Source organism: Citrobacter freundii complex sp. CFNIH4, from assembly GCF_002934505.1.
Classification (GTDB): domain Bacteria; phylum Pseudomonadota; class Gammaproteobacteria; order Enterobacterales; family Enterobacteriaceae; genus Citrobacter; species Citrobacter freundii.
Window position 1 is genome coordinate 45,885 of record NZ_CP026231.1, and the last position, 19,534, is coordinate 65,418.

General features: G+C 53.4%; 18 protein-coding genes and 1 other annotated feature. Of the genes, 14 read left to right on the top strand and 4 right to left on the bottom strand.

The window, feature by feature from the left end; genetic code table 11:
* The first annotated feature begins 115 nt into the window (after positions 1-115).
* From serB to nadR, 3 genes are all read left to right on the top strand, one after another.
* Entirely contained in the window at positions 116-1,084 is a 969-nt protein-coding gene (serB, locus tag C2U41_RS00260; RefSeq protein ID WP_003019027.1) for a phosphoserine phosphatase, read from the top strand.
* 11 nt (positions 1,085-1,095) lie between these two features.
* Positions 1,096-2,478 carry a DNA repair protein RadA gene (gene radA / locus C2U41_RS00265; protein WP_103848347.1) on the top strand — a complete coding sequence of 461 codons (1,383 nt, stop codon included), beginning with the start codon at positions 1,096-1,098 and terminating at the stop codon, positions 2,476-2,478.
* A gap of 88 nt (positions 2,479-2,566) precedes the next feature.
* Entirely contained in the window at positions 2,567-3,796 is a 1,230-nt protein-coding gene (nadR, locus tag C2U41_RS00270) for a multifunctional transcriptional regulator/nicotinamide-nucleotide adenylyltransferase/ribosylnicotinamide kinase NadR (protein WP_003019021.1), read from the top strand.
* Positions 3,797-3,896: 100 nt separating this feature from the next.
* On the opposite strand, the gene ettA is transcribed toward nadR, so the two are convergent.
* Positions 3,897-5,564: an energy-dependent translational throttle protein EttA gene (ettA, locus tag C2U41_RS00275; protein ID WP_003019019.1), complete on the bottom strand. Its 1,668-nt coding sequence runs from the start codon at positions 5,562-5,564 to the stop codon at positions 3,897-3,899.
* Between the two features lie 331 nt (positions 5,565-5,895).
* Here ettA and sltY point away from each other — a divergent pair, with 331 nt between their 5' ends.
* Both sltY and trpR read left to right on the top strand, forming a co-directional pair.
* Positions 5,896-7,833: a murein transglycosylase gene (gene sltY / locus C2U41_RS00285; RefSeq protein ID WP_003019016.1), complete on the top strand. Its 1,938-nt coding sequence runs from the start codon at positions 5,896-5,898 to the stop codon at positions 7,831-7,833.
* 89 nt (positions 7,834-7,922) lie between these two features.
* Positions 7,923-8,249, top strand: a complete 327-nt coding sequence (gene trpR / locus C2U41_RS00290; protein ID WP_003019012.1) for a trp operon repressor — start codon at positions 7,923-7,925, stop codon at positions 8,247-8,249.
* Positions 8,250-8,304: 55 nt separating this feature from the next.
* Here the strand turns inward: trpR and yjjX are convergent, their stop codons facing one another.
* Positions 8,305-8,820 carry an inosine/xanthosine triphosphatase gene (gene yjjX, locus C2U41_RS00295; protein ID WP_003019009.1) on the bottom strand — a complete coding sequence of 172 codons (516 nt, stop codon included), beginning with the start codon at positions 8,818-8,820 and terminating at the stop codon, positions 8,305-8,307.
* Between the two features lie 52 nt (positions 8,821-8,872).
* Here yjjX and gpmB point away from each other — a divergent pair, with 52 nt between their 5' ends.
* A complete protein-coding gene (gene gpmB, locus C2U41_RS00300) occupies positions 8,873-9,520 on the top strand; it encodes a 2,3-diphosphoglycerate-dependent phosphoglycerate mutase GpmB (RefSeq protein ID WP_003019006.1) in 648 nt (215 codons plus the stop codon).
* Here the strand turns inward: gpmB and robA are convergent.
* A complete protein-coding gene (gene robA, locus C2U41_RS00305) occupies positions 9,517-10,386 on the bottom strand; it encodes an MDR efflux pump AcrAB transcriptional activator RobA (RefSeq protein WP_103848348.1) in 870 nt (289 codons plus the stop codon). The two genes, gpmB and robA, sit on opposite strands and share 4 nt — an antisense overlap.
* A gap of 211 nt (positions 10,387-10,597) precedes the next feature.
* Here robA and creA point away from each other — a divergent pair, with 211 nt between their 5' ends.
* The 4 genes from creA to creD are packed head-to-tail and all read left to right on the top strand — an operon-like array spanning position 10,598 to position 14,616.
* Positions 10,598-11,071: a protein CreA gene (gene creA / locus C2U41_RS00310; RefSeq protein WP_003018998.1), complete on the top strand. Its 474-nt coding sequence runs from the start codon at positions 10,598-10,600 to the stop codon at positions 11,069-11,071.
* Between the two features lie 12 nt (positions 11,072-11,083).
* Complete coding sequence (gene creB, locus C2U41_RS00315; RefSeq protein ID WP_044713001.1) at positions 11,084-11,773, top strand: two-component system response regulator CreB; 690 nt, start codon at positions 11,084-11,086, stop codon at positions 11,771-11,773.
* The gene (gene creC, locus C2U41_RS00320; RefSeq protein WP_046670903.1) at positions 11,773-13,197 is read left to right on the top strand and encodes a two-component system sensor histidine kinase CreC; all 1,425 of its coding nucleotides are present in this window, start codon (positions 11,773-11,775) and stop codon (positions 13,195-13,197) included. Before creB ends, creC begins: the two co-directional genes overlap by 1 nt.
* Positions 13,198-13,254: 57 nt before the next feature.
* On the top strand, positions 13,255-14,616 hold the full coding sequence (gene creD / locus C2U41_RS00325) for a cell envelope integrity protein CreD (protein WP_032937489.1): 1,362 nt from the start codon (positions 13,255-13,257) through the stop codon (positions 14,614-14,616).
* A gap of 60 nt (positions 14,617-14,676) precedes the next feature.
* Here the strand turns inward: creD and arcA are convergent, their stop codons facing one another.
* Positions 14,677-15,393 (bottom strand): two-component system response regulator ArcA, encoded by a 717-nt coding sequence (gene arcA, locus C2U41_RS00330; RefSeq protein ID WP_001194359.1) that lies wholly within the window; start codon positions 15,391-15,393, stop codon positions 14,677-14,679.
* A gap of 95 nt (positions 15,394-15,488) precedes the next feature.
* On the opposite strand from arcA, the gene yjjY reads away from it, so the two are divergent.
* From yjjY to thrA, 4 genes are all read left to right on the top strand, one after another.
* Positions 15,489-15,629, top strand: coding sequence for a protein YjjY (gene yjjY, locus C2U41_RS00335; protein WP_042998021.1), 141 nt, complete (start codon positions 15,489-15,491; stop codon positions 15,627-15,629).
* A 398-nt stretch (positions 15,630-16,027) separates the two neighbouring features.
* Entirely contained in the window at positions 16,028-16,714 is a 687-nt protein-coding gene (locus tag C2U41_RS00345) for a tRNA/rRNA methyltransferase (RefSeq protein WP_003018988.1), read from the top strand.
* 206 nt (positions 16,715-16,920) lie between these two features.
* Positions 16,921-17,047: a sequence feature (Thr leader region), on the top strand.
* Positions 16,926-16,991, top strand: a complete 66-nt coding sequence (thrL, locus tag C2U41_RS00350; protein ID WP_032337689.1) for a thr operon leader peptide — start codon at positions 16,926-16,928, stop codon at positions 16,989-16,991. It overlaps the preceding feature by 66 nt.
* Before the next feature lie 23 nt (positions 17,048-17,070).
* Positions 17,071-19,533 (top strand): bifunctional aspartate kinase/homoserine dehydrogenase I, encoded by a 2,463-nt coding sequence (gene thrA, locus C2U41_RS00355; RefSeq protein WP_003018985.1) that lies wholly within the window; start codon positions 17,071-17,073, stop codon positions 19,531-19,533.
* The last annotated feature ends 1 nt before the right edge of the window (position 19,534 follow it).

The window sequence follows — 19,534 nt, forward strand, 5'->3', positions numbered from 1 at the left end:
ATTCCACCTGCTGAAAATTTGAGACTTAATGTTGCCAGAAGCGCTGGTTACAGGGTAGCCTCATGCGTTATTTTCCCCTGATGATTCCGACCCGAACGATTTTACAGGAGCTTTAATGCCTAACATTACCTGGTGCGATCTACCTGAAGATGTCTCTCTGTGGCCAGGTCTGCCCCTCTCTTTAAGCGGTGATGAAGTGATGCCGCTGGATTACCACGCGGGCCGCAGTGGCTGGCTGCTGTACGGTCGTGGGCTGGATAAACAACGGTTAACGCAATACCAGAGTAAACTGGGCGCAGCGATGGTGATCGTGGCGGCGTGGTGCGTTGAGGATTATCAGGTAATTCGTCTGGCGGGCTCGTTAACGCCGCGTGCGGCAAAACTGGCGCATGACGCCAAACTGGATGTTGCGCCGCTGGGTAAAATTCCGCATCTGCGCACGCCGGGTTTGCTGGTGATGGACATGGATTCAACGGCTATCCAGATCGAATGCATTGATGAAATTGCTAAACTGGCCGGAACCGGCGAGATGGTTGCCGAAGTCACCGAACGCGCAATGCGCGGCGAGCTGGACTTTACCGCCAGCCTGCGCAGCCGCGTGGCGACGCTGAAGGGCGCTGATGCCAATATTCTGCACCAGGTGCGCGAAACATTGCCGCTAATGCCAGGCCTGACTCAGTTGGTGTTAAAACTGGAAACGCTTGGCTGGAAAGTGGCTATCGCTTCCGGCGGGTTTACTTTCTTTGCCGATTATCTGCGTAACAAGCTGCGCCTGACGGCAGCTGTGGCGAATGAGCTGGAGATCATGGACGGTAAATTTACTGGCAACGTGATCGGCGATATCGTCGATGCTCAGTACAAAGCCAGTACTCTGACCCGCCTGGCGCAAGAATATGAGATCCCGATGGCGCAGACGGTGGCGATCGGCGACGGTGCCAACGATCTGCCGATGATCAAAACGGCCGGGCTGGGGATTGCGTATCATGCGAAACCCAAAGTGAATGAAAAGACGGAGATTACTATCCGTCACGCTGACCTGATGGGCGTGTTCTGCATTCTCTCTGGCAGTATGAATCAGAAATAATGAGGTAAAACGTGGCAAAAGCTCCTAAACGCGCCTTTGTTTGTAATGAATGCGGGGCCGATTACCCGCGCTGGCAGGGGCAATGCAGCGCCTGTCAGGCCTGGAATACCATTACCGAGGTGCGCCTTGCCGCATCGCCAACGATGGCGCGCAACGAGCGACTCAGCGGCTACGCCGGAAATGCGGGCGTTGCAAAAGTGCAGAAGCTCTCTGACATCAGCCTTGAGGAACTGCCGCGTTTTTCTACCGGATTTAAAGAGTTTGACCGCGTGCTCGGCGGTGGTGTGGTGCCCGGCAGCGCCATACTGATTGGCGGTAACCCTGGCGCGGGCAAATCAACGCTGCTGTTGCAAACGCTGTGCAGGCTCGCCGAGCAGATGAAAACCCTGTACGTCACCGGCGAAGAGTCGCTGCAACAGGTGGCGATGCGCGCGCATCGGCTTGGCCTGCCGACGGCGAACCTGAACATGCTGTCGGAAACCAGTATCGAACAAATTTGCCTGATTGCTGAAGAAGAACAACCGAAGCTGATGGTGATCGACTCCATTCAGGTGATGCACATGGCGGATATTCAGTCTTCGCCGGGCAGCGTGGCGCAGGTGCGTGAAACCGCTGCTTACCTGACGCGCTTTGCTAAAACGCGCGGCGTGGCGATTGTGATGGTCGGCCACGTCACCAAAGATGGCTCGCTGGCCGGGCCGAAGGTACTGGAGCACTGTATTGACTGCTCGGTGTTGCTCGACGGCGACGCCGATTCCCGCTTCCGTACACTGCGTAGCCATAAAAACCGCTTTGGCGCGGTGAATGAGCTGGGCGTCTTTGCCATGACGGAACAGGGGCTACGTGAAGTCAGCAACCCGTCTGCTATTTTCTTAAGCCGTGGCGATGAAGTTACCTCCGGCAGTTCGGTGATGGTAGTCTGGGAAGGCACGCGCCCGCTGCTGGTCGAGATTCAGGCGCTGGTCGATCACTCAATGATGGCGAACCCGCGTCGTGTGGCGGTCGGTCTGGAACAGAACCGTCTGGCGATTCTGCTGGCAGTGTTACATCGTCATGGCGGCTTGCAGATGGCGGATCAGGACGTGTTCGTTAACGTAGTCGGCGGCGTAAAAGTCACCGAAACCAGCGCCGACCTGGCGTTGCTGCTGGCAATGGTCTCCAGCCTGCGCGACAGGCCGCTGCCACAGGATTTAGTGGTCTTTGGCGAAGTGGGGTTGGCGGGAGAAATCCGTCCGGTACCCAGCGGGCAGGAGCGTATTTCGGAGGCGGCGAAACACGGTTTTCGCCGGGCGATTGTTCCTGCCGCTAACGTACCGAAAAAAGTACCGGAAGGGATGCAGGTCTTTGGCGTTAAGAAGCTTGCGGATGCGTTAAGCGTGTTTGACGACCTATAATCAAATACCCGTACGTACTGAATTTGTAGGCCTGATAAGCGATGCGTCATCAGGCAGTGTTACGCGATTTTTCCAGCAGGAGGCTCTTGTGTCATTTGATTATCTGAAAACCGCCATTAAGAAAAAGGGTTGTACCCTGCAACAGGTGGCAGATGCCAGTGGCATGACCAAGGGATATCTAAGCCAGCTTCTGAATGCCAAAATTAAAAGCCCCAGCGCGCAAAAGCTGGAGGCGTTGCACCGTTTTCTCGGACTGGAGTTTCCGCGCCAGCAGAAAAATATCGGTGTGGTATTTGGTAAGTTTTATCCGCTGCATACCGGCCATATCTATCTTATCCAGCGCGCCTGTAGTCAGGTTGATGAACTGCATATCATCATGGGCTATGACGACACGCGCGATCGCAGCCTGTTTGAAGACAGTGCCATGTCGCAACAGCCTACGGTGCCCGATCGTCTACGCTGGCTGCTGCAAACCTTTAAGTATCAGAAAAATATCCGTATTCATGCCTTCAACGAAGAGGGCATGGAGCCGTATCCACACGGTTGGGACGTGTGGAGCAACGGGATCAAAACGTTTATGCAGGAGAAAGGGATCCAGCCAAACTGGATCTACACCTCTGAAGAATCAGATGCCCCGCAGTATCTCGAACATCTGGGGATCGAAACCGTGCTGGTGGATCCCAAGCGGACGTTTATGAGCATCAGCGGCGGGCAAATCCGTGAAAACCCGTTTCGCTACTGGGAGTATATTCCGACCGAAGTGAAGCCGTTTTTCGTGCGCACCGTGGCGATCCTCGGCGGGGAGTCGAGCGGTAAATCGACGCTGGTGAACAAGCTCGCCAACATCTTTAACACCACCAGTGCGTGGGAATATGGGCGTGATTACGTCTTCTCCCATTTGGGCGGCGATGAGATGGCGTTACAGTATTCTGATTACGATAAAATTGCCCTGGGACAAGCGCAATACATTGATTTTGCTGTTAAGTACGCCAATAAAGTGGCGTTCATCGACACCGATTTCGTGACCACTCAGGCTTTCTGCAAAAAGTATGAAGGGCGTGAACACCCGTTTGTGCAAGCGCTGATTGACGAGTATCGCTTCGACCTGGTTATCCTGCTGGAAAACAACACCCCGTGGGTAGCGGATGGCTTGCGCAGCCTTGGAAGTTCAGTTGACAGAAAAGCGTTTCAGACGCTGCTGGTCGAGATGTTGCAGGAAAACAATATCAATTTTGTGCACGTTCAGGAGCCTGACTACGACGGCCGCTTCCTGCGCTGCGTGGAGCTGGTGAAAGAGTTGATGGGCGAGCAGAGATAGGTTTTTAATGCCGGATGCGCTGCGCTTATCCGGCCTACAAGTCGCACTAACCTCGTAGGCCGGATGTGGTATCACGCCGCCATCCGGCGCTTAACGCTAATTACTTAGAAATACGCTTGTACTTAATACGCTTCGGCTCCAGCGCATCGGCGCCCAGCGTGCGTTTCTTGTACTCTTCGTATTCGGTAAAGTTACCTTCGAAGAACTCAACCTTACCCTCATCCTGGTAATCCAGAATGTGGGTCGCGATACGGTCAAGGAACCAACGGTCGTGCGAGATAACCATCGCGCAGCCCGGGAACTCCAGCAGGGCGTTTTCCAGCGCGCGCAGGGTTTCGATATCCAGGTCGTTGGTTGGTTCATCGAGCAGCAGCATGTTGCCGCCAACTTGCAGCAGCTTCGCCAGGTGCAGACGACCACGCTCACCGCCGGACAACTCGCCAACGCGTTTACCCTGATCCACACCTTTGAAGTTGAAGCGGCCCACGTAGGCACGGCTTGGCATTTCGGTGTTGCCGATCTTCATGATATCCAGCCCGCCGGACACTTCTTCCCACACGGTTTTGCTGTTGTCCATGGCGTCACGGAACTGGTCAACGGAGGCCAGTTTGACGGTTTCACCCAGCGTGATGGTACCGCTGTCAGGCTGTTCCTGGCCGGACATCATACGGAACAGGGTTGATTTACCCGCACCGTTCGGACCGATGATGCCGACGATAGCGCCTTTCGGTACCGAGAAGCTCAGGTCGTCAATCAGCACGCGATCCCCGTAGGATTTACGCAGATTGGTGACTTCAACAACTTTATCGCCCAGACGTGCTCCAGGTGGGATAAACAATTCGTTGGTTTCGTTACGTTTCTGGTATTCAGTGTTGTTCAGCTCTTCAAAGCGTGCCAGACGGGCTTTGCCCTTAGACTGACGGCCTTTCGCGCCCTGACGAACCCACTCCAGCTCTTTCTCAATGGATTTACGGCGAGCCGCTTCCTGAGAGGCTTCCTGGGCCAGACGCTGATCTTTCTGCTCCAGCCAGGAAGAGTAGTTACCTTCCCACGGAATACCTTCACCACGGTCCAGCTCCAGGATCCAGCCGGCAACGTTGTCGAGGAAGTAACGGTCGTGGGTAATTGCCACTACGGTACCTTCGAAGTCGTGCAGGAAGCGTTCCAGCCACGCGACGGATTCGGCGTCCAGGTGGTTAGTCGGTTCGTCGAGCAGCAGCATGTCTGGTTTTTCCAGCAGCAGGCGGCACAGCGCGACGCGGCGGCGTTCACCACCGGAGAGATTCTCAATTTTAGCGTCCCAGTCCGGCAGACGCAGGGCGTCAGCGGCACGCTCAAGCTGCACGTTCAGGTTATGACCGTCGTGCGCCTGAATGATCTCTTCAAACTTGCCCTGTTGCGCGGCCAGCTTATCGAAGTCAGCGTCCGGTTCGGCGTACTTGGCGTACACTTCATCCAGACCTTTCAGCGCGTTAACCACTTCGGCAACCGCTTCTTCCACGGATTCACGAACGGTATGTTCCGGGTTCAGTTTTGGTTCCTGTGGCAGGTAACCGATTTTAATGCCAGGCTGTGGGCGAGCTTCACCTTCGATATCAGTATCAATACCGGCCATGATGCGCAGCAGGGTAGATTTACCCGCACCGTTCAGACCGAGAACACCGATTTTGGCGCCAGGGAAGAAGCTCAGTGAGATGTTTTTAAGAATATGACGTTTCGGCGGAACGACCTTGCCGACACGATGCATGGTATAAACGAATTGGGCCACGTTGGACTCGCCTCTATGTTTATCCCGTCATACTTCAAGCCGCAGATGCGTTGGCTGTGTCGTTCACCCCAGTCACGTACTTTTGTACGCTCAGGGGATTCACTTCCTCGCCGCCTTGCTGCAACTTGAATTATTTAGGGCTAATTATTGGTAAATAGTTATCAAAGGCGAAGTGTAGCCTTTTTCATTGTCCAATCCCAGCCAGCAGATCCCACTCGCAACAAAAGTAAAAAAGTGTCCGTGACGTGGCGCATTCTGCAATGTCTGGTTAGCATGAATGAATTAAGCGGCATGATGCTGCACAGACGTAACATGAGAAGAGGAAGAGCTTGTGGACAAAGCCAAACAATTTACCTGGCGCCTGCTGGCTGCCAGCGTATGTCTGCTGACGGTCAGTCAAGTAGCGCGAGCGGATTCCCTGGATGAGCAGCGCAATCGCTATGCGCAAATTAAGCAGGCCTGGGATAACCGGCAGATGGATGTCGTAGAGCAGATGATGCCTGGCCTGAAGAACTATCCTCTGTATCCTTATCTGGAATATCGCCAGATCACTGACGATCTGATGAATCAGCCCACCATTACTGTCACCAATTTTGTGCGCGCCAACCCGACGCTGCCCCCGGCGCGTACTCTGCAATCTCGTTTCGTGAATGAACTGGCGCGCCGCGAAGACTGGCGTGGGCTGCTGGCGTTCAGTCCGGAAAAACCGGGCACCACCGAAGCGCAATGTAACTATTACTTCGCGAAATGGAGTACCGGACAAACTGAAGAAGCCTGGCAGGGGGCGAAAGAACTGTGGCTGAGCGGAAAAAGTCAGCCGAACGCCTGTGACAAATTATTCGGCGTATGGCGTGCCTCAGGCACCCAGGATCCGCTGGCGTATCTGGAGCGTATTCGTCTGGCGATGAAAGCCGGGAATACCGGACTGGTCACGGCGTTGGCCGGACAGATGCCCGCGCAATACCAAACCATTGCTTCAGCGATCATCGCGCTGGCCAACGATCCGAATTCGGTAATGACCTTTGCTCGCACCACCGGCGCAACGGATTTCACCCGACAGATGGCGGCGGTCGCCTTTGCCAGCGTGGCGCGTCAGGATGTGGAGAATGCCCGCCTGATGATCCCTTCCCTGGTGCAGGCGCAACAGCTTAATGACGAGCAAACCCAGGAGCTGCGCGACATTGTCGCCTGGCGTCTGATGGGCAATGACGTTACCGACGAGCAGGCCAAATGGCGTGATGATGCGATTATGCGCTCCAACTCCACCTCGCTTGTGGAGCGCCGGGTGCGCATGGCGCTGGGAACCGGCGATCGTCGTGGCCTGAATACCTGGCTGGCGCGTCTGCCAATGGAAGCCAAAGAAAAAGATGAGTGGCGCTACTGGCAAGCGGATCTGCTGCTGGAGCGCGGACGCGATGCGGAAGCCAAAGAGATCCTGCACCAACTCATGCAGCAGCGCGGTTTCTATCCGATGGTGGCGGCACAGCGCCTGGGCGAAGAGTACGAGCTGAAAGTGGATAAAGCACCAGCGAACGTTGATTCTGCGCTGACTCAGGGCCCGGAAATGGCACGCGTCCGCGAGCTAATGTACTGGAACATGGATAATACTGCGCGCAGTGAATGGGCGAATCTGGTCACCAGCCGTACCAAGTCCGAGCAGGCTCAGTTGGCGCGTTACGCGTTCAATAATCACTGGTGGGATCTAAGCGTTCAGGCGACGATCGCCGGAAAACTGTGGGATCATCTGGAAGAGCGCTTCCCATTGGCCTATAAAGATCTTTTTACCCGTTACACCAGCGGCAAGGATATTCAGCCAAGCTATGCGATGGCGATAGCGCGTCAGGAAAGCGCCTGGAACCCGAAAGTGAAATCACCGGTTGGCGCAAGCGGGCTGATGCAGATTATGCCGGGTACGGCGACGCATACGGTGAAAATGTTCTCGATTCCAGGTTACAGCAGTCCGAGCCAGCTATTGGATCCTGATACCAACATCAACATCGGAACCAGCTATTTGCAGTACGTGTATCAGCAATTTGGCAATAACCGCATCTTTGCGTCAGCAGCCTATAACGCCGGTCCGGGACGCGTTCGCACCTGGCTTGGCAATAGCGCTGGCCGCATTGATGCCGTCGCGTTTGTCGAGAGCATTCCATTCTCAGAGACGCGTGGTTATGTGAAGAACGTGCTGGCTTACGATGCGTACTATCGCTATTTCCTCGGTGATAAACCGGAGTTGATGAGCGACGCAGAATGGCAACGTCGTTACTGATCGTGTCGATTGTGTTATGCTATCGTACTCGTTAAAGAGTACAAAAGGGGGAGGCAAGCACGCTTCCCCCGCAACGATGGCGATATCTTATGACTCAGCAATCACCCTATTCAGCAGCGATGGCAGAACAACGTCACCAGGAGTGGTTACGTTTTGTCGATCTGCTTAAACACGCCTACGAACAAGATTTACACCTGCCACTGCTCAATTTGATGTTAACGCCGGATGAGCGTGAAGCGTTGGGAACGCGTGTGCGTATCATTGAAGAGCTGCTGCGCGGTGAGATGAGCCAGCGTGAGCTTAAAAACGAGCTCGGGGCGGGGATTGCTACTATTACGCGAGGGTCGAACAGCCTCAAATCCGCGCCGGTGGATCTGCGTCAGTGGCTGGAACAGGTGTTGCTCGGGAAAAATTGATTCGCCGGATGTGGCTTTGCCTTATCCGGCCTACGATTGAACATCCGGCACAATGCTATAAATACACCGCGTTATGAAACGGGCTGAGCGCCAGAATCACCGCCTGATGGTAGACGCTCGAGCGCGTCAGCTTACCCGCGGTAAAGACGCCGATTGCGCCCTCTTTACGGCCAATCTCATCAATACCTGTATAGTCCGACATCACCGGGCCGAGTGCTTCACCTTTGCGGACTCTGTCGAGAATGACAGTAGGCAATGGTAGCGTGGCTGAACGGGCTTCACCGCGCTGGATGCCGTTATCAATTACTACCCAACTGAAGGTGGCATCGTCGTCAATTCCTGCTTCAATGGCGACCCAGAAATCAGCCTGCGGGTGCTGGCGGCGAGCGTTATCAACGCGATTTCGTGCGCCAGTGCGCGTTTCCTGGTTTCCGAAAGGTTGTTCCGGCACGCCACTCTCGACGGCGACGGGTTCTATATGGCAGGATCCTTCCCCGAAAATCTCTTCAAATGCCCGCAGAATTGCCTGAATTTTGGCAGGATTGGTGGTCGCAGAGATAACCTTGTGCATAATTAAGCTCAGTTTGAAAATTCATCGCATCGCAGTATAACGGAAAAAAAGCATGTTACAGGTATACCTTGTTCGCCATGGCGAAACGCAGTGGAACGCCGAGCGACGTATTCAAGGCCAGTCAGACAGCCCACTAACCGCTAAAGGTGAACAGCAAGCCATGCAGGTGGGTGAACGCGCTCGCTCGTTTGGTATTACGCATGTCATCAGTAGCGATCTTGGTCGTACACGACGCACCGCAGAAATCATCGCCCAGGCCTGTGGCTGTGATATCACCTATGACTCCCGTCTGCGCGAGCTAAATATGGGTGTGCTGGAAAAACGTCACATCGATACGCTGACGCCGGAGGAAGAGGGCTGGCGTCGCCAGTTGGTGAACGGTACGGTGGATGGTCGTATCCCGGAAGGGGAATCGATGCAGGAATTGAGCGATCGCGTCAACGCAGCGCTGGCATCCTGTCTGGAATTGCCGCCGGGAAGTCGCCCGCTGCTGGTCAGTCACGGTATCGCGCTGGGTTGCCTGGTGAGTACAATTCTTGGATTACCGGCATGGGCTGAACGTCGCTTGCGTCTGCGCAACTGTTCTATTTCTCGCGTTGATTACCAGGAAAGCTTATGGCTGGCGCCGGGATGGGTCGTTGAAACGGCAGGGGACATCTCACATCTGGACGCCCCTGCGTTGGATGAACTACAGCGCTAGCGGCGAATCGGAATCAGGAATTCGCAGCGCAGGTTGATCGGGCGATCTCCCGCTTTGGCATCTTCTGCCGGGTAATATCGCTCGATATCCTGTCCTTTACGGCGCGTCAGGTTCAGCATTGGCATGCATGTGCCGTAAACCGTCAGGATAAACTCTTGCACGCCGGTTCCCAGCCCTTCGTAGGTAAACATCACGTACTCGCCACCCTGTAACAGGATAGGCTGCGCCGACGGCACATAGCCATTGGCCTGTTCCGGCGTCAGTGCAGTGGTGTAAAACACTTCCTGCTCGTCATCTTTTTCAATGCTCGGACGTGTTTCGTTAAGCCCGTACAGGACTGGCGGGATCGCAGGAGCCTGACTGAGGAAGTCGCGCCAGAACTGAATACGCATTTCATGACGGAAATCTGAAATCTGTTCCAGCGAGCAGGAATAGCTTTGCGTGGTGCCGAGTAGTTGCGTATCTTCCAGGGTGACAAACTCGTGCGCAGGCATCGCAAATTCACCCAGGCGCATTGGCGGGCGAATACCAAACGCACTCCATTCCGGGGAGCGACGATACAGCGCAGGCGTTTGGGAAAACTGTTTCTTGAACGCGCGAGTAAAGGTTTGTTGAGAGTCGAAGCGATATTGCAGCGCAATATCCAAAATTGGGCGCGCAGTCAGGCGCAGCGCCACTGCAGATTTCGATAAACGACGGGCGCTGATATAGGCGCCAATAGCATGGCCCGTCACGTCCTTAAACATTCTCTGCAGGTGCCACTTGGAATAGCCCGCTTTTGCCGCCACATTGTCAAGCGACAAAGGCTGATCCAGATGACCTTCCAGCCAGATTAATAGGTCGCGAATAATGCCAGCCTGATCCATAAAATATCCTCATCCTTTCAACAACGAGTACCTGACGTCAGGTATGAGGATAATAGCATTTTTTGCTGTTTTAGCATTCAGTGTTTTTTTTGCTCATAAATGCTTTTTTCGGACATACGAAAGCGTGATTATTGTAATCCTGTGATCTGTATACGTTTTATCTTAGAATGTCGAATAATTGCACAGAGTAACTTTTAAAAATGGTAACAATATGAAATATAAGAGCTTAGTCATTTCCTCAATTCTGCTGATGTTGGCGCAGGTTGCCCATGCAGAGCAGATTGGATCTGTCGATACGGTGTTCAAAATGTTCGGCCCGGATCATAAAATTGTGGTCGAAGCGTTTGACGATCCGGATGTTACCAACGTGACCTGCTACGTGAGTCGGGCGAAGACTGGCGGCATCAAAGGTGGTCTGGGGCTGGCGGAAGATACCTCCGATGCCGCCATTTCCTGCCAGCAGGTTGGGCCGGTAGAACTGAGCGACAGAATCAAGAACGGTAAAGCTCAGGGCGAAGTGGTATTTAAAAAACGTACCTCGCTGGTGTTTAAATCTTTACAGGTCGTGCGTTTTTACGATGCGAAACGTAATGCGCTGGCCTATCTGGCTTATTCAGATAAAGTCGTCGATGGATCGCCCAAAAATGCCATTAGCGCGGTACCCATCATGCCGTGGCGGCAATAACAAGGAAGCACAATGCAACAGCCGTTGATCTGGTTGGTTGAGGATGAGCAGGGAATCGCTGATACGCTTATCTACATGCTGCAGCAAGAGGGGTTTAGCGTAGAGGCGTTTGAGCGCGGATTTCCCGTGCTGGAGAAGTCTCGCCAGCAATGCCCTGATGCCATCATTCTGGATGTCGGGCTACCGGATATAAGCGGTTTTGAACTGTGCCGACGTTTACTTGAACGCCACCCGGCGTTGCCGATCCTGTTTCTGACCGCACGCAGCGATGAAGTGGATCGCCTGTTGGGGCTGGAAATTGGCGCGGATGACTATGTTGCCAAGCCTTTCTCGCCGCGTGAAGTGTGCGCTCGTGTGCGTACGCTGCTGCGGCGGGTGCAAAAATTCTCCACGCCTTCATTGACAACGCGCTGTGGGGATTTTGAACTTAATGAGCTGGCCGCGCAGATTACCTGGTTCGGCATGCCGTTGAACCTGACGCGCTATGAATTCCTGCTGCTGAAAACACTGCTGATGTCGCCGGGACGTATTTACTCCCGCCAACAACTGATGGATTTAGTCTGGGCCGATGCGCAGGATACCTTTGACAGAACGGTCGATACCCACATCAAAACGCTGCGCGCCAAGCTGCGGGCCATCAACCCCGAGCTTTCCCCCATCAATACGCATCGCGGTATGGGATACAGCCTGAGGAGCGTTTGATGCGCATTGGCATGCGTTTGCTGCTCGGCTATTTTCTGATTGTTGCCGTCGCTGCCTGGTTCGTTCTGTCGATCTTTGTGCAGGAAATTAAGCCAGGCGTCCGTCGAGCGACTGAAGGCTCATTGATTGATACCGCCACGCTGCTGGCTGCGCTGGCGCGTGATGACTTACTCTCTGACACCCCCACCAACGGCAAGCTGGCGCAGGCCTTTTCGCAACTGCATAACCGCCCATTCCGCGCCAATATCAGCGGCATTAACAAAGTACGTAATGAATACCATGTCTACATGACGGACGCGCAGGGCAAGGTGGTGTTTGATTCAGCTAACCAGGCCGTCGGTCAGGACTACTCCCGCTGGAACGACGTGTGGTTAACGTTACGTGGGCAGTATGGCGCTCGTAGTACGCCGCAAAACCCGGATGATCCGGAAAGCTCGGTGATGTACGTTGCCGCGCCGATTGTAGACGGTGGTCGTATTATCGGTGTGCTCAGTGTCGGCAAACCAAATGCAGCGATGGCGCCGGTGATTAAACGCAGTGAACGGCGAATGCTGTGGGCCAGCGCCGTATTGCTGGGTATTGCCCTGGTGATTGGCTTCGGGATGGTATGGTGGATAAACCGCTCCATTGCCCGGCTGGCGCGTTATGCCGATTCCGTTACTGAGAATCGCCCCGTCCCACTGCCTGATTTAGGCAGTAGCGAGTTACGCAAACTGGCGCAGGCGCTGGAAAGTATGCGTCTGAAGCTCGAAGGCAAGAACTACATTGAGCAGTATGTCTACGCGTTAACGCATGAGCTGAAAAGCCCGCTGGCGGCCATTCGTGGCGCGGCAGAGATACTGCGCGAAGGTCCGCCGCCAAACGTGGTAGCGCGCTTTACCGATAATATTCTGACGCAAAATGCGCGCATGCAGGCGCTGGTTGAAACCTTGTTACGTCAGGCGCGACTGGAGAATCGGCAGGACATTACGTTGACGCCAGTGGCGGTAGATGCGCTGTTTGCTCAGCTTAAAGAGGCGCGTAGCGTGCAGCTGGCGGCAAAAAACATCACGCTGACCATTCTGCCTTCATCGCTTAGCGTCGCAGCCGATCCCGCGTTACTGGAGCAGGCATTGGGGAATTTACTCGACAACGCTATCGACTTTACGCCACAGGACGGGACGATTGTGCTGAGTGCACATCAGCACGAGGATCGGGTCACGTTGCAGGTTACCGACAGCGGTAGCGGGATCCCTGACTTTGCGTTGCCGCGTATTTTTGAGCGCTTCTACTCGCTGCCCCGCGAGAATGGACACAAGAGCAGCGGTTTGGGGCTGGCGTTTGTCAGTGAAGTTGCACGACTGCATGAAGGCGCGGTGACATTATCTAACCGACCAGAGGGCGGCGCACAAGCTTCGTTTACGCTTCACCGTCACTTCACATAACTTCAAATTCTCCGCACATAGCTGTTCTACCTTGCTGATATTGCAAAGGAGAACGCTATGTTGAAATCACCCCTGTTCTGGAAAATCGTCACTCTGGGTGGCGCCATGCTGCTGCTGTTAATTCCCCTGACAATGGTCAGGCAGATAATCGTAGAGCGATCGGATTATCGCAATGACGTTGAAGATGCAATCCGCCAGAGCACCAGCGGACCGCAAAAGATGGTCGGCCCGTTGATAGCCATTCCGGTGACAGAGCTTTATACCTCGCTGGAGGATGGCAAAGAGATCCAGCGTAAGCGAAGCTATATCCATTTCTGGCTGCCGGAGTCGTTGGTGGTTGAGGGGAGTCAGAACGTTGAAGCGCGTAAAATCGGTATTTATGAGGGCCAGGTCTGGCACAACGATATCTCGGTGAAGGCCGAGTTTAACGCTGAACGTTTGCGTGATTTAAACCATCCCAACGTCAGCGTCGGCAAACCATTTATCGTGGTTGGAGTGGGGGATGCGCGCGGGATTGGTGTGGTGCAAGCGCCGCAGGTCAATGGAACGTCGCTGGCGGTTGAGCCGGGGACGGGGTTGGATGGACGTGCGCAGGGGATCCACATTCCGTTACCCGACGCGAGCTGGGCGGAGCAAAACCTGAGCATGACGCTGTCGCTGAATTTGAGCGGAACAGGAGATTTCTCCGTTGTTCCGGTTGGCCGTAACAGTGAAATGACCTTAACCAGCAATTGGTCGCATCCCAACTTTCTTGGGGATTTTCTTCCGGCTAAGCGCGAAATCAGTAAGTCTGGATTCAATGCCCAGTGGCAAAGCAGTTGGTTTGCCAATAACCTCGGCGAACGCTTTGATGGCGAAAAGATTGGCTGGGAGGGAATGCCTGCATTTAGCGTCGCTGTCGCCACGCCTGCGGATCAATACCAACTGACGGACAGGGCGACAAAATATGCCATTTTGCTGATTGTGCTGACCTTTATGTCTTTCTTTGTTCTTGAAAGCATGACCAGCCTTCGACTGCACCCGATGCAGTACCTGCTGGTGGGATTATCGCTGGTGATGTTTTATCTGTTGCTGCTGGCGTTGTCAGAACATATTGGTTTTACCGCCGCGTGGATTACGGCGAGTCTGGTGGGGGCGTTGATGAACGGTGTGTATCTGCAGGCGATATTACAGGGTTGGCTTAAGAGTATTTTGTTCACCGTAGCGCTGCTGGGGCTGGATGGTGTGATGTGGGTGTTGCTCCGTTCACAGGACAGCTCTTTACTGCTGGGAACCGGCGTGCTGTTGGTCGCGTTGTGTGGCGTGATGTTCCTGACGCGTCATCTTGACTGGCACTCGCTGGCACAGCCAAAACCAAAGCCGACAGAAATTCCGGAGTCTCAGCCTGCGCAGAGTGACGAGTTTCGCTTATGGAAATAGGGCTGTGGTGAAATGAAAAACGGCGCATATTGCGCCGTTTTTTTACCTGTGAGGATCGAATTAATCCTGCAGGTCGCCGCAGAAACGGTAGCCTTCCCCGTGAATGGTGGCGATGATTTCTGGCGTATCCGGCGTTGATTCGAAATGTTTACGAATGCGGCGGATAGTCACGTCAACGGTACGGTCATGCGGCTTCAGTTCGCGACCGGTCATTTTTTTCAGCAGTTCTGCGCGAGACTGGATTTTGCCCGGATTCTCACAGAAGTGAAGCATGGCGCGGAATTCGCTGCGTGGCAGTTTATACTGCTCGCCATCAGGACCAATCAGAGAGCGGCTGTTGATGTCCAGCTCCCAGCCATTGAACTTGTAGCTCTCGACGCTACGGCGTTCTTCGCTGACGGTACCCAGGTTCATGGTACGCGACAGCAGGTTACGAGCACGGATAGTCAGTTCGCGCGGGTTAAACGGCTTGGTGATGTAATCGTCTGCGCCGATTTCGAGGCCGAGAATTTTATCGACTTCGTTATCACGGCCCGTCAGGAACATCAGCGCAACGTTAGCTTGTTCGCGGAGTTCGCGCGCTAACAGGAGGCCATTTTTCCCAGGCAGATTGATATCCATAATCACAAGGTTGATGTCATATTCAGAGAGAATCTGATGCATTTCCGCGCCATCTGTCGCTTCGAATACATCATAGCCTTCTGCTTCGAAAATGCTTTTCAACGTGTTGCGTGTTACTAACTCGTCTTCAACGATAAGAATGTGCGGGGTCTGCATGTTTGCTACCTAAATTGCCAACTAAATCGAAACAGGAAGTACAAAAGTCCCTGACCTGCCTGATGCATGCCGTAAATTAACATGATCGGCGTAACATGACTAAAGTACGTAATTGCGTTCTTGATGCACTTTCCATCAACGTCAACAACATCATTAGCTTGGTCGTGGGTAGTTTCCCTCTGGACCCGACAGTGTCAAAAACGGCTGTCATCCTAACCATTTTAACAGCAACATAACAGGCTAAGACATGCCGGACACCCAATAAAACTACGCTTCGTTGACATATATCAAGTTCAATTGTAGCACGTTAACAGTTTGATGAAATCAACGTATCCAAATGTTTGCTTTCATCACAAAATTGCAATATTACAACTAGTTGCACGCGCTAATTAATAAATGTAATGAATCCAACCAATGCGATCCATTTTAAATTAAATTATCATGGATAAACAGAAGGATATGCAACTTTTGTTAACATAAAGGGCAATAGTTCAGTCTGGAAATAGTTTAGCATTTTTTACCGGATGCGAAATGCTTTTTCAGTGATTTCTGTTAAAAATATGTAAATTCGCGCTGCGTAATATGTTGATGCACGTCACATTATTACCTGCACATAGGCTAAAAGAGTATCAAAATGCGTTTAACAATTATTCTGGTTGCCCCCGCCAGAGCGGAAAATATTGGTGCGGCAGCCCGTGCGATGAAGACCATGGGATTCACCCAGTTGCGGATCGTTGACAGCGAGGCCCACCTGGAACCTGCCACGCGATGGGTTGCGCATGGCTCGGGTGATATTATTGATAATATTAACGTTTTTCCAACGTTAGCCGAGGCGCTTCACGACGTGGATTTTACCGTCGCGACCACGGCGCGCAGCCGCGCGAAGTTTCATTATTACGCTACGCCGGTCGAACTGGTTCCCCTGTTGCAGGAAAAATCAACGTGGATGGATCACGCCGCGCTGGTTTTTGGTCGTGAAGATTCGGGGCTGACCAACGAAGAATTGGCTCTGGCGGATGTCCTCACCGGGGTACCGATGGTGGCTGACTATCCATCACTCAATTTGGGGCAGGCGGTGATGGTGTATTGCTATCAATTAGCAGGTTTAATACAACAACCGGCCAGAAACATTGAGATGACGGATGAGCATCAGCTACAGGCATTGCGCGAACGTGTTTTGCGTTTATTAGCCACGCTGAACGTTTCTGACGACATTAAGTTGACGGACTGGCTGCAACAGCGAATGGGTCTGTTAGAGCAGCGAGACACGGCAATGTTGCACCGTTTTTTACATGATATAGAAAAAAATCTAACAAAATAAAGTTTTGATCAATGTTTGTTGTGCAGTGTTTTACTCTGGTTTCAAGTGGGCGAGACATGCTGTATTGGTTGAAAGTAAAAGGGCAAGCAGTCGCTCATGAACAAGTTTCGGAATGTGATCAATTTAAAAATTTATTGACTTAGGTCAGCAGATACTTTAACCCTAAAAGAATACAAGACAGACAGATAATAATTACAGAGCACACAACATCATGAAACGCATCAGCATCACTATTACCACAACCATCACCATTACCACAGGTAACGGTGCGGGCTGACGCGTACAGGAAACACAAGAAAAAGCCCGCACCTAAACAGTGCGGGCTTTTTTTTCGACCAAAGGCAATGAGGTAAACCATGCGAGTGTTGAAGTTCGGCGGTACATCAGTGGCAAATGCAGAGCGCTTTCTGCGGGTTGCCGATATTCTGGAAAGCAATGCCAGACAGGGGCAGGTCGCGACCGTGCTCTCTGCCCCCGCAAAAATTACCAACCATCTGGTGGCGATGATTGAGAAGACCATCGGTGGTCAGGATGCTTTAGCCAATATCAGCGACGCCGAACGTATTTTCTCTGAGCTATTGGTGGGTTTGGCCGCCGCGCAGCCGGGTTTTCCGTTGGCCCCGCTCAAAGCCTTTGTTGAACAAGAGTTTGCCCAGATTAAACACGTCCTGCATGGCATCAGCCTGTTGGGACAGTGCCCGGACAGCATCAATGCCGCGCTTATCTGCCGTGGCGAAAAAATGTCGATCGCCATCATGGCAGGCCTGCTGGAAGCGCGCGGGCACAACGTGACGGTCATCGATCCGGTGGAGAAATTGCTGGCAGTCGGCCATTACCTCGAATCTACCGTTGATATCGCCGAATCTACGCGCCGCATTGCCGCCAGCCGTATTCCTGCGGACCACATGATTTTGATGGCCGGATTTACCGCCGGGAATGAGAAAGGTGAGTTAGTGGTGCTGGGGCGTAATGGCTCCGACTACTCTGCCGCCGTACTGGCCGCCTGTTTGCGCGCGGATTGTTGTGAGATCTGGACCGATGTTGACGGCGTATATACTTGCGATCCGCGTCAGGTACCCGACGCCCGACTGCTGAAGTCGATGTCTTATCAGGAAGCGATGGAGCTTTCTTACTTCGGCGCCAAAGTGCTGCACCCGCGCACCATTACCCCTATTGCCCAGTTCCAGATCCCTTGCCTGATTAAAAATACCGGCAATCCACAAGCGCCTGGCACGTTGATTGGCGCCAGCAGTGATGACGACGATTTGCCGGTAAAAGGTATTTCTAATCTCAATAACATGGCGATGTTTAGCGTTTCCGGCCCAGGAATGAAAGGCATGGTGGGTATGGCGGCACGCGTTTTTGCCGCAATGTCGCGTGCGGGCATCTCGGTAGTGCTGATCACCCAATCCTCTTCCGAATATAGCATCAGCTTCTGCGTCCCGCAGGGCGACTGCGCACGTGCGCAACGCGCCATGCAGGATGAATTCTACCTCGAACTGAAAGAAGGCCTGCTGGAGCCGCTGGCGGTAACTGAGCGTCTGGCTATCATCTCTGTTGTTGGCGATGGTATGCGTACTCTGCGTGGCATTTCGGCGAAATTCTTTGCCGCATTGGCTCGCGCGAACATCAATATCGTGGCGATCGCCCAGGGGTCGTCTGAGCGTTCTATTTCGGTGGTGGTGAACAACGACGACGCGACCACCGGCGTTCGCGTGACCCATCAAATGCTGTTCAACACCGACCAGGTGATTGAAGTGTTTGTGATTGGCGTAGGCGGCGTGGGCGGTGCGCTACTGGAGCAGCTTAAACGTCAGCAAACCTGGCTCAAAAAGAAGCATATCGATCTTCGCGTGTGCGGCGTGGCGAATTCGAAGGCTCTGCTGACTAACGTCCATGGACTGAATCTGGAGAACTGGCAGTCGGAGCTGGAAAGCGCGAAAGAGCCATTCAACCTTGGGCGCTTAATTCGCCTGGTGAAAGAATATCATCTGCTTAATCCGGTGATTGTCGACTGTACGTCAAGCCAGGCGGTGGCGGATCAGTATGCTGATTTCCTGCGCGAAGGCTTCCATGTGGTTACGCCGAACAAAAAGGCCAACACCTCGTCGATGGATTACTACCATCAGCTGCGTTTTGCCGCCGCGAAGTCCCGGCGTAAATTCCTCTACGACACCAACGTGGGCGCAGGCTTGCCGGTAATTGAAAACCTGCAAAACCTGCTCAGCGCAGGTGATGAATTGCAGCGTTTCTCCGGTATTCTTTCCGGCTCGCTGTCGTTTATTTTCGGCAAGCTGGATGAAGGCATGAGCTTCTCGCAAGCCACCACCATGGCGCGTGAGATGGGCTATACCGAGCCCGATCCGCGTGACGATCTTTCCGGCATGGATGTGGCACGTAAGCTGCTGATCCTCGCCCGTGAGACAGGTCGTGAGCTGGAGCTTTCAGACGTGGTCATTGAGCCAGTTCTGCCAAAAGAGTTTGATGATTCCGGTGATGTATCCGCGTTTATGGCGAAATTGCCACAGTTGGATGACGTCTTTGCCGCGCGCGTGGCGAAAGCCCGTGATGAGGGAAAAGTATTGCGTTATGTTGGCAATATCGAAGAGGACGGCGTTTGTCGCGTGAAAATTGATGCAGTAGACGGCAACGATCCGCTGTTTAAAGTGAAAAACGGTGAGAACGCGCTGGCATTCTATAGCCACTACTATCAGCCGTTACCATTGGTTCTGCGCGGATATGGCGCGGGTAACGACGTGACGGCAGCGGGCGTCTTTGCCGACCTGCTACGCACCCTTTCATGGAAGTTAGGAGTCTGAC

Coding starts and splice junctions, on each gene's coding strand:
- gpmB (WP_003019006.1), top strand. CDS start 8,873: ATGTTACAGGTATACCTTGTTCGCCATGGCGAAACGCAGTGGAACGCC.
- creD (WP_032937489.1), top strand. CDS start 13,255: ATGTTGAAATCACCCCTGTTCTGGAAAATCGTCACTCTGGGTGGCGCC.
- trpR (WP_003019012.1), top strand. CDS start 7,923: ATGACTCAGCAATCACCCTATTCAGCAGCGATGGCAGAACAACGTCAC.
- yjjY (WP_042998021.1), top strand. CDS start 15,489: ATGACTAAAGTACGTAATTGCGTTCTTGATGCACTTTCCATCAACGTC.
- thrA (WP_003018985.1), top strand. CDS start 17,071: ATGCGAGTGTTGAAGTTCGGCGGTACATCAGTGGCAAATGCAGAGCGC.
- yjjX (WP_003019009.1), bottom strand. CDS start 8,820: ATGCACAAGGTTATCTCTGCGACCACCAATCCTGCCAAAATTCAGGCA.
- creC (WP_046670903.1), top strand. CDS start 11,773: ATGCGCATTGGCATGCGTTTGCTGCTCGGCTATTTTCTGATTGTTGCC.
- creB (WP_044713001.1), top strand. CDS start 11,084: ATGCAACAGCCGTTGATCTGGTTGGTTGAGGATGAGCAGGGAATCGCT.
- serB (WP_003019027.1), top strand. CDS start 116: ATGCCTAACATTACCTGGTGCGATCTACCTGAAGATGTCTCTCTGTGG.
- C2U41_RS00345 (WP_003018988.1), top strand. CDS start 16,028: ATGCGTTTAACAATTATTCTGGTTGCCCCCGCCAGAGCGGAAAATATT.
- robA (WP_103848348.1), bottom strand. CDS start 10,386: ATGGATCAGGCTGGCATTATTCGCGACCTATTAATCTGGCTGGAAGGT.
- arcA (WP_001194359.1), bottom strand. CDS start 15,393: ATGCAGACCCCGCACATTCTTATCGTTGAAGACGAGTTAGTAACACGC.
- creA (WP_003018998.1), top strand. CDS start 10,598: ATGAAATATAAGAGCTTAGTCATTTCCTCAATTCTGCTGATGTTGGCG.